The organism is Arachidicoccus sp., from assembly GCF_050436765.1.
Classification (GTDB): Bacteria; Bacteroidota; Bacteroidia; order Chitinophagales; family Chitinophagaceae; genus Arachidicoccus.
Map to the genome: position 1 here is coordinate 1 of NZ_JBNQGD010000327.1, position 8,218 is coordinate 8,218.

An 8,218-nucleotide genomic window follows, 5' to 3' on the forward strand; every position below is an offset into this window, starting at 1 on the left:
TTAGGGGGTCAATTTGAAATGGCGAAGGGGGGTCAATTTAGCCGGAATTTACAATTTAACCATTAAACCTCCAATTTCTTGTGCTGTTAGAGCCAGTTGTGATGCTATATAAATCCATCAATCACTTATTTTTTAAGTCCAATTATCTTTGGTGTCTCATTATCCCAGCCTCTTACAAAACCTATGTCGTTAGAGTCAGGTAATTGTTCCGGCAAAAGTTTATTAATTCTTATACGACTTGGTAATGCCGCAGCCTCGCCAACGAAAATGGCCTCACGCCTAGTTGGAGAAGGTAGCATTTTTATCAAACCTACTAAACTATCTGGTAGTTCATGGATTTAAGCCACCTTTAAGAAATAAAAGCGAACACGGGAAATTGTTTTTTTTGAGTAATGTAATGGCTTGTTTACTTCGCATTCCAGATTGACAATAAACGATGAGACTTTTATCCTGTGGTATTTCTTTTAATCTTTCCGGCAATTCATTTAATGGAATATGAATACCTCCGATATGGTAGTTTATTCTTTCACTAATTGTTCTTACATCTATTAGATTGTAGTCAGCTGCATGTTTTTGAAATTCGCTGAAAGTGATTTCTTGAAGGTTCCCTAATATCCCACAGAAGCTGGAATAATTGTCTTCTAATTTATTGATAGCAACAGCGGGGCTTGTATTAAATGATAGTAAGTGCTGTTGCATCGTTAATGCATCCAGTATTAACAGTTTTCCGGAAAGCACGGTGCCTATTTGACAAATTATTTTGATCACTTCGTTCGCTTGCAAGGCTCCCATAATGCCCGGTAAAACGCCCAGAACGCCTATGTCAGCACAGTTGCTTAGAAGATTTGCATCGGGTGGAGTAGGGTATAAGCATCGATAATTGGGTCCATTGTTATAATTGAAAACAGAAACTTGCCCTTCAAATTTAAAAATGGATCCAAAAACAAGTGGCTTATTCACTAGAACTGCTGCATCGTTTGCTAAATATCTAGTAGGGAAATTGTCGCTACAGTCAACAATAATATCGTATTGACTAAATAAGGAGAGCGCATTTTTATCGGTCAATCTTTCTATGTAAGTTGTAAAGTTGACAAAAGGATTTAATAAAGTCAATCTCTCAGTGGCGACTGATGCTTTGTATTTTCCCATGTCATTATAATTATATAATATCTGACGTTGTAAATTACTTTGATCAACAATGTCATCATCTAAAATGCCTATTGTACCTATACCTGCGGCTGTTAGATATTGCAAAACCGGGCAGCCAAGCCCGCCGGCACCAATGATTAAGACCTTCGCCTTCTTCAATTTTAACTGACCAGCTTTGCCAATATTATCCAAGATAATGTGACGATTATATTGTTTCAATTCTTCCTGTGAGAAGGACATATGTCTTGCTTTATTTTACTAGAAATATTTTGACCAGTCTTTCCATACCACTTCATAACCCTGCGACTGAATCATTTTCTTTATTTCATTTGTTGGACGTTGGTCCGATATTTCAAATTGTTCGAGAGAGTCTGTTGCCACGGTGTATCCGCCTGGATTTGTTTTAGATTCCGCGCTAATAGAGGTGATACCCAATTTAATAATATTATTTCTAAACGTTTCTGTTTCTCTGGTTGAAATAGAAAGCTCTATGTCTTCATCCAATAATCTATAAGCGCAAATCAATTGTACCAAATCGATATCCGTCATTTCAAGTTTTGGCTGAACTTCGCCTTGATGTGGCCTCAGTCTTGGAAACGAAATTGAATATTTGGTTTTCCAGTAAGTCTTTTGCAAATATTTTAAATGCAATGCAGTAAAAAAACTATCCGTTCGCCAATCTTCTAAGCCAAACAAAGTACCTAATCCGATCTTATGAATACCTGCTTTGCCCAATCTGTCTGGTGTGTCTAAGCGATAATCGAAATTTGACTTTTTACCCTTGGGATGATGCGTTTTATATGTCGTTTTATGATAAGTTTCCTGATAAACTAAAACTGCATATAAACCCTCTGTGATCAGCATCTCATATTCTTCTTGGTCAAGTGGCTGCACTTCTATACTGATATTGGAAAACTGGGAGCGAATTAAATGGATGGCGTTTTTCAAATAATCTACACCTACTGTTTTATTGGCCTCACCTGTTACCAATAAAATATGATCATATCCCAAAGCCTTGATGTATTGTGCTTCTTTTAAAATTTCTGTTTCGGTTAAAGTTCTTCTAGGGATTTTATTTGTCATACTAAACCCACAATAGGTACATATATTCTGACATTCGTTGGAAAGGTACATAGGAATGTACATTTGTATATTATTCCCAAAACGCGTCTTGGTTAAAGCATTACTGCGTTGTGCCATCTGTTCTATAAAAGGTTTAGCAGCGGGGGAAATAAGCACTTTAAAATCCGTTAGCGAAATGTGTTCTTTGGCAAGTACATGTTGCGCATCTTTTTGGTCGAAAGAATAAATGTCGCGCTCAATATTATTCCAATTGTGTTGCTCAAATAGTGTTTTAAATGACATCTGTAAGTGGTTAAATTTCCTGTAAAAATGAAGTTAAAGGGCTGCTGGAGGCTGCTATTTGCTGTATAGGAGCAAGTTTTGCTTTGTAAGCCATTCTTCCTGCTTGAACTGCCAATTTAAAGGCCTTTGCCATTTCAATTGGTAAGTGAGAGACCGCAATCGCCGTGTTTACCAATACTGCATCGGCTCCCAATTCCATTGCATATGCGGCGTGCGAAGGTGCGCCGATACCTGCATCTACAATTACGGGTACATTACTTTGTTCGATAATGATTTCTAAAAAATCTTTCGTTTTTAGACCCTTGTTGCTGCCAATAGGCGCAGCAAGCGGCATCACGCATTGCGCGCCAACTTCTTCCAATCTTTTGCACAAAACGGGGTCAGCATGAATATAGGGCATTACTACAAAGCCGATCTTTACAAGCTCTTCGGTAGCTTTTAGGGTTTCTGTACCATCGGGTAATAAGTATCTAGGATCGGGATGAATTTCTAATTTAATCCAATTGGTTTGTAAAGCTTCTCTGGCAAGTTTTGCTGCAAAAATGGCTTCCTTAGCTGTTCTTACGCCGGAAGTGTTGGGCAATAAATGAAGTGTATTTCCTTTTAGGTGGAGCAGTAGATCGTCCGATTGATTATCGATATCCACTCTTTTTAATGCCACCGTCACCAAGTCGCTTTCAGAAGCTGCGATGGCGTTTTGCATTAACTGTGCGTTTGAAAATTTTCCCGTGCCGATAAATAATCGGGAATTGAAAATCTTGTTTTCGATAGTAAGTATATCTGTCATAAATATATTTTTGAATTGATTTTTGCAATGGCTTCGGTGGTGGAAGTCTCATTTAATATTTGATGAAATAGCGGGATATTATTAAAATCTTCAGTGATTGCGCTAGAAGCCGCTATGCCATAAACGCCTGTATTTATTAGTCCGCGAGTGTCTTTCAAGGTAATGCCACCAACGGCGATAATAGGCGTACTGCTTTGCAATGCTGAGAGAATAACTGAATAAGCTTTCAGCCCTAAAACGGGACTGAGATTTTCTTTGGTTTTGCTAAAACGAAATGGACCGAGACCTATATAATCTGGCTTTTTTTCGAGAAGTTTTTTGCAATCGTCTAGTGTATTTGCCGTGCTGCCAACTATTTGCCAACTTTCAAGATGATTTCTTGCAACTTTTGCACAGGCGTCTTCTTTACCCAGATGTATACCATCGGCTTTTGTAGCTTTAGCAATTTTGTAATAATCATTTATAATCAATCTGGTCTTAAATTGCAGTGTGATTTCACGCGCCTCTTCGGCGTACTTCAATAAGTTTTTTTCGGGTAAACTTTTTAACCGCAACTGAACTAATGTGGCACCTGCGATGCAGGCTCGTCGAATATTTTTAATATGCTCCTCTGCAGTATGTCCCTGGGAGATATAATGTAATTTAGGAATAAACATTTTGCGACTCATTTGGTGCGTTATATTGATGATTTCCCAAAAGGGAATCATTTGAATTTAGATATTGCTCGGTGTAATATTTTGCCTTTCTGCCAGCGGTTTCCAATTTTTCGCCCAGGGCAATATTACTTGCCAACGCTGATGATAAAACGCAACCACTGCCATGTTTCTCAAATGTTTTTTCGGTAAATGGGGGGAACATTAGCATTGGGTTAGCAACAAGATGCAATTCGTCCCAGCCTTTTTTATCTGCCCTATGGCCGCCTTTTAAATAAATATTTGTAAAAGAAGAGATATGCTGTATTGTATTTTCGATATCCATCGAAGGGTGGATACTTTGAATCTCTTCGTAGTTGGGTGTAATAACATAACATTGTCTCCAGATCTTATTTAATAGAAACTGATTTTCATTTAAATGAAAATCAAAATTTGCACTTGCTTTAAAAATGGGGTCGAGAACGATTTTAATATCTCGATTGATCTGATGCAATTTATCTAGAACAACCGATAATGTTTCCCATGACTCAATGATGCCGATCTTTACTACAGAGATTTCAAAACGTTCGAAAAGGATTTCAATCTGTGCAAGAATAACAGCGACGTCCGTCCAAATACATTGTTTAAAATTTATATCGTTCTGGATTGTAATGGCAGTGCAAACCGACAAGCCATACAAGCGGTGCATAGCAAAAGTTTTTATATCCGAAGTGATGCCTGCACCATTCGATGGATCGTGGCCGGCAATCGTTAATATGAAATTATTTTCTTTCATTTTGATAACGCCTCCCATTCATTTTTAATTATTTCAAAGACATCTGCGGGTGTTTCATTAGTCCAAATAGTTCCAAGAACAGCAACTCCGTGATACCCTAGCCTTTTGCATTCATAGAGATTCTCTTGAGTCACGCCGCCCAGTCCTATAACTTTTTTATCAATTAGATTTACATCGAATCTGCGTCCCGCATAACCATTCTTGGAAATAGAAGTGAATACCGGGCTTAAGAAATGATAATCAAATTTAAAGGGGCAATTTTCTATATCTGCTAATTCATGAAAAGAGGAACTGATGGTTTTATCCTTTGTTTTTAGTTGACCTAAATAAATAGTTTGCCTTTTAAAAAAATATTTTCTTTTCTTTTCGGAAAAATGAATGCCTTTTAAATCATAATCATTCATTAGTTCATGAAAATGATGCATAACTATTTTGTGGTAATATTTCTTGTCAATTCTGTTTAAATAATCGCAATACTGCACAAAGTTCTTATATGGTTTTCGCAGATGGTAACAGGTCAGACCTGCTTCAAAAAGCTGATGCAGTTTGTTTATTTCATCCTTGCTATCTTCTTCTGGTGATATAATTATAAGCATCTTTTATAAATAAACTTCTGAGCCCATTTCTTTAAATTCTTTAGATTTCTCCCTCATTCCTTTGGCGATTACTTCATTCTCGACAATATCATTTTTGGCGGCGAAATCTCGCACTTCCTGAGATATTTTCATCGAACAAAACTTAGGGCCACACATCGAGCAGAAATGTGCCAGTTTAGCACCATCAGCAGGCAAGGTTTCATCGTGATATTCTAAAGCGCGCTCCGGATCTAATCCCAAATTAAATTGATCTTGCCAACGGAATTCAAATCTTGCCAGGCTTAACGCGTTGTCTCTATGTTGCGCACCTGGATGCCCTTTGGCTAAATCCGCTGCATGCGCCGCCAATTTATAGGTGATAACGCCGGCGCGTACATCCTCTTTGTTAGGCAACCCCAAATGCTCTTTGGGCGTTACATAGCAAAGCATTGCGCAGCCAAACCAACCGATCATAGCAGCACCAATTCCCGAAGTGATATGGTCATAGCCCGGCGCAATATCTGTGGTTAAAGGGCCTAAAGTATAAAAAGGCGCTTCGTCGCATACTTCAATTTGTTTTTCCATATTCTCTTTAATCATGTGCATAGGTACGTGTCCGGGGCCTTCTATAAAACACTGGACCTCGTGCTTGCGGGTGACTTGAGTCAGCTCTCCCAAGGTTTCTAATTCTGCAAACTGGGCTTCGTCGTTGGCGTCCGCAACAGAGCCCGGCCGTAAACCGTCTCCTAATGAAATTGCTACGTCGTATCCTTTAAGTATTTCACAAATCTGTTCAAAATGTGTATATAAAAAATTTTCTTTATGGTGTGCCAGACACCATTTGGCCATAATAGAACCACCGCGCGATACAATGCCCGTAATACGTTTCGCGGTCATCGGTACATAGCGTAACAATACGCCGGCGTGTATAGTGAAATAATCGACACCTTGCTCTGCTTGTTCTATCAGCGTGTCTCTAAAAATTTCCCAGGTAAGATCTTCGGCAATACCGTTTACTTTTTCTAAGGCCTGATAAATGGGGACCGTTCCCACTGGAATGGGCGAGTTGCGGATAATCCATTCACGCGTTTCATGTATATTTTGGCCAGTTGATAAATCCATAATATTATCTGCACCCCAACGACAAGCCCAAACCGCTTTTTCAACTTCTTCTTCAATGGATGAAGTGGTTGTCGAATTGCCGATATTCGCATTAATTTTTACTAAAAAATTCCTACCCAAAATCATTGGTTCGGCTTCCGGATGATTAATGTTAGAAGGTATTACGGCTCGACCTCTTTCCACTTCAGACCGTACAAATTCCGCTGTAATTTTTTCAGGGATAGCTGCACCAAAATGCTCGCCTTTGTGTTGCTTTCGTATTTCTGTCATGTCATCTATGCGCTGATTTTCGCGAATAGCAACGTATTCCATCTCCGGCGTGATAATACCCTTTTTTGCATAATGCAACTGCGTTACATTCTGCCCTTTTTTTGCAAGTAGTGGCATTTTTACGTGCGGGAAACGCATGTGGTTTAGGCTTGAATCTTTTAAGCGTTGATTACAATATTCCGAAGTAAATCTTTCTAATTGCTGAACATTACCACGATCCCAAATCCATTGTTCCCGCAGTCTTTCCAAACCTTTGTGAACACTTATTTTTTTTGTAGGATCCGTATAGGGTCCCGATGTGTCATAAACGGTTACGGGTTCGTTTGGCGTCGATTTTCCGGAGAAAGTATCTTTGGTGTCACTTAAATAAATCTCACGCATCGCTACGCGTATTTTCGGATGTATTTTGCCTTGTATGTATACCTTTTTAGAATTGGGAAAAGGCTTCCTTGTAATTTTTTCTTCCTTAGGTGCAGTGTCTTTATTCTTCATTTTTTTAATATCTTATATTTAAGAGTTCATATTTATAGCCATCAACCGCCTTGAGTAGCTTGTATCATTAATACTTTGTCGTTTTCTGCCAATGTATAAAACTGCCATTGGCTTTGCCCAATAATGTTGTCGTTGATTGCGATGGCAATACCACCGGTAGGCAGGTTTACCTGTTCTAGTAATTGAAGAAGGTTGCAATTGTTAGTTATTGCTAATGGTCTTTCATTAACCCAAATGTTAATCATATACAGAATAATTTATCATTAAACTGTAAACAATAAAGGACACGAGAAAAATCGCTTTGAATTAAAAGTAATGCCGGAGCTACTCTGTGGAAAGTAATGTAAATACATGTTTCAATGTATTTTTCAACTTTTCCCTTCGATGGTACTAACCATATCAGGTTCAAAGGGTTTTTCTCAGTTCTAAAAAATAGAACACCCCTAAAGCTTACTAGGTAAAGATAGGAAGAATTAGTTTTTTACTAAAATTAATTTTTTAAGGCCTTCAATATTTTGACATAATTTTTTTTTATTGTGGTTACGCGCATTTTTTGATGTATTCAGATAATTCAAAATTTGAGATCAGATATTACATGAGTTCCCTATTATCTATAAAAGAAACGGAAAGTCCTAAATTATGTAAAGATTTACCTAAGATCGGTTATGCATAGCTGAATATTATGTAAAGTAATAGCTATAAACTACAGGATAAGTCAGGTTCTGGATCAATTTATTTTGCATAATCGTAATTTGTTTTTTTTAATGATCGCAATGTTGTAATCATTGAAAAAAATTACGATGACAAAGATTCATTCGACTTTCACACAACTCATTTTCGACACCCGATAAGTGTTGAAAAACAAACTGCTTAGAACTCCAAATACAGTGACTTGGTATCGTATTTACTGGCGACGAATGTATCCCGAGTTATTTGGTCAAGGCATTGTTGAGTTTACTTAATTTTCCGTTCATTTGAGATATGGTTACTTGCCTCTCCAATTATTTCCATCTAGTTTATGCATGCGAAA

The 8,218-nt window shown here is 37.9% G+C and carries 9 protein-coding genes and 1 riboswitch; all 9 genes read right to left on the reverse strand.

Features of this window, described 5'->3' with window-relative positions; translation table 11 throughout:
* Positions 1-125: 125 nt before the first annotated feature.
* Genes ACQR30_RS14080 through thiS form a run of 9 tightly spaced genes read right to left on the reverse strand, consistent with a single transcriptional unit; the run spans position 126 to position 7,433 of the window.
* Positions 126-299, reverse strand: coding sequence for a hypothetical protein (locus ACQR30_RS14080; RefSeq protein ID WP_429736206.1), 174 nt, complete (start codon positions 297-299; stop codon positions 126-128).
* Between the two features lie 31 nt (positions 300-330).
* Complete coding sequence (gene moeB, locus ACQR30_RS14085; protein WP_429736208.1) at positions 331-1,389, reverse strand: molybdopterin-synthase adenylyltransferase MoeB; 1,059 nt, start codon at positions 1,387-1,389, stop codon at positions 331-333.
* 18 nt (positions 1,390-1,407) lie between these two features.
* Complete coding sequence (gene thiH / locus ACQR30_RS14090) at positions 1,408-2,514, reverse strand: 2-iminoacetate synthase ThiH (RefSeq protein ID WP_429736210.1); 1,107 nt, start codon at positions 2,512-2,514, stop codon at positions 1,408-1,410.
* A gap of 10 nt (positions 2,515-2,524) precedes the next feature.
* On the reverse strand, positions 2,525-3,301 hold the full coding sequence (locus ACQR30_RS14095; RefSeq protein ID WP_429736212.1) for a thiazole synthase: 777 nt from the start codon (positions 3,299-3,301) through the stop codon (positions 2,525-2,527).
* A complete protein-coding gene (locus tag ACQR30_RS14100) occupies positions 3,298-3,957 on the reverse strand; it encodes a thiamine phosphate synthase (RefSeq protein WP_429736214.1) in 660 nt (219 codons plus the stop codon). Before ACQR30_RS14100 ends, ACQR30_RS14095 begins: the two co-directional genes overlap by 4 nt.
* Positions 3,944-4,747 carry a hydroxymethylpyrimidine/phosphomethylpyrimidine kinase gene (locus tag ACQR30_RS14105; protein WP_429736216.1) on the reverse strand — a complete coding sequence of 268 codons (804 nt, stop codon included), beginning with the start codon at positions 4,745-4,747 and terminating at the stop codon, positions 3,944-3,946. Before ACQR30_RS14105 ends, ACQR30_RS14100 begins: the two co-directional genes overlap by 14 nt.
* A complete protein-coding gene (locus ACQR30_RS14110; protein ID WP_429736218.1) occupies positions 4,726-5,325 on the reverse strand; it encodes a thiamine phosphate synthase in 600 nt (199 codons plus the stop codon). Before ACQR30_RS14110 ends, ACQR30_RS14105 begins: the two co-directional genes overlap by 22 nt.
* Before the next feature lie 3 nt (positions 5,326-5,328).
* Entirely contained in the window at positions 5,329-7,188 is a 1,860-nt protein-coding gene (thiC, locus tag ACQR30_RS14115) for a phosphomethylpyrimidine synthase ThiC (protein ID WP_429736220.1), read from the reverse strand.
* Positions 7,189-7,229: 41 nt separating this feature from the next.
* Complete coding sequence (gene thiS, locus ACQR30_RS14120; protein WP_429736222.1) at positions 7,230-7,433, reverse strand: sulfur carrier protein ThiS; 204 nt, start codon at positions 7,431-7,433, stop codon at positions 7,230-7,232.
* A gap of 114 nt (positions 7,434-7,547) precedes the next feature.
* Positions 7,548-7,643, reverse strand: a riboswitch (TPP riboswitch).
* Positions 7,644-8,218: the final 575 nt, after the last annotated feature.

What these genes read in the sequence shown, in the direction of transcription:
- thiH (WP_429736210.1), bottom strand. Translation starts at nt 2,514, where the DNA reads ATGTCATTTAAAACACTATTTGAGCAACACAATTGGAATAATATTGAG.
- thiC (WP_429736220.1), bottom strand. Translation starts at nt 7,188, where the DNA reads ATGAAGAATAAAGACACTGCACCTAAGGAAGAAAAAATTACAAGGAAG.
- ACQR30_RS14080 (WP_429736206.1), bottom strand. Translation starts at nt 299, where the DNA reads ATGCTACCTTCTCCAACTAGGCGTGAGGCCATTTTCGTTGGCGAGGCT.
- ACQR30_RS14110 (WP_429736218.1), bottom strand. Translation starts at nt 5,325, where the DNA reads ATGCTTATAATTATATCACCAGAAGAAGATAGCAAGGATGAAATAAAC.
- ACQR30_RS14100 (WP_429736214.1), bottom strand. Translation starts at nt 3,957, where the DNA reads ATGTTTATTCCTAAATTACATTATATCTCCCAGGGACATACTGCAGAG.
- thiS (WP_429736222.1), bottom strand. Translation starts at nt 7,433, where the DNA reads ATGATTAACATTTGGGTTAATGAAAGACCATTAGCAATAACTAACAAT.
- moeB (WP_429736208.1), bottom strand. Translation starts at nt 1,389, where the DNA reads ATGTCCTTCTCACAGGAAGAATTGAAACAATATAATCGTCACATTATC.
- ACQR30_RS14095 (WP_429736212.1), bottom strand. Translation starts at nt 3,301, where the DNA reads ATGACAGATATACTTACTATCGAAAACAAGATTTTCAATTCCCGATTA.
- ACQR30_RS14105 (WP_429736216.1), bottom strand. Translation starts at nt 4,747, where the DNA reads ATGGGAGGCGTTATCAAAATGAAAGAAAATAATTTCATATTAACGATT.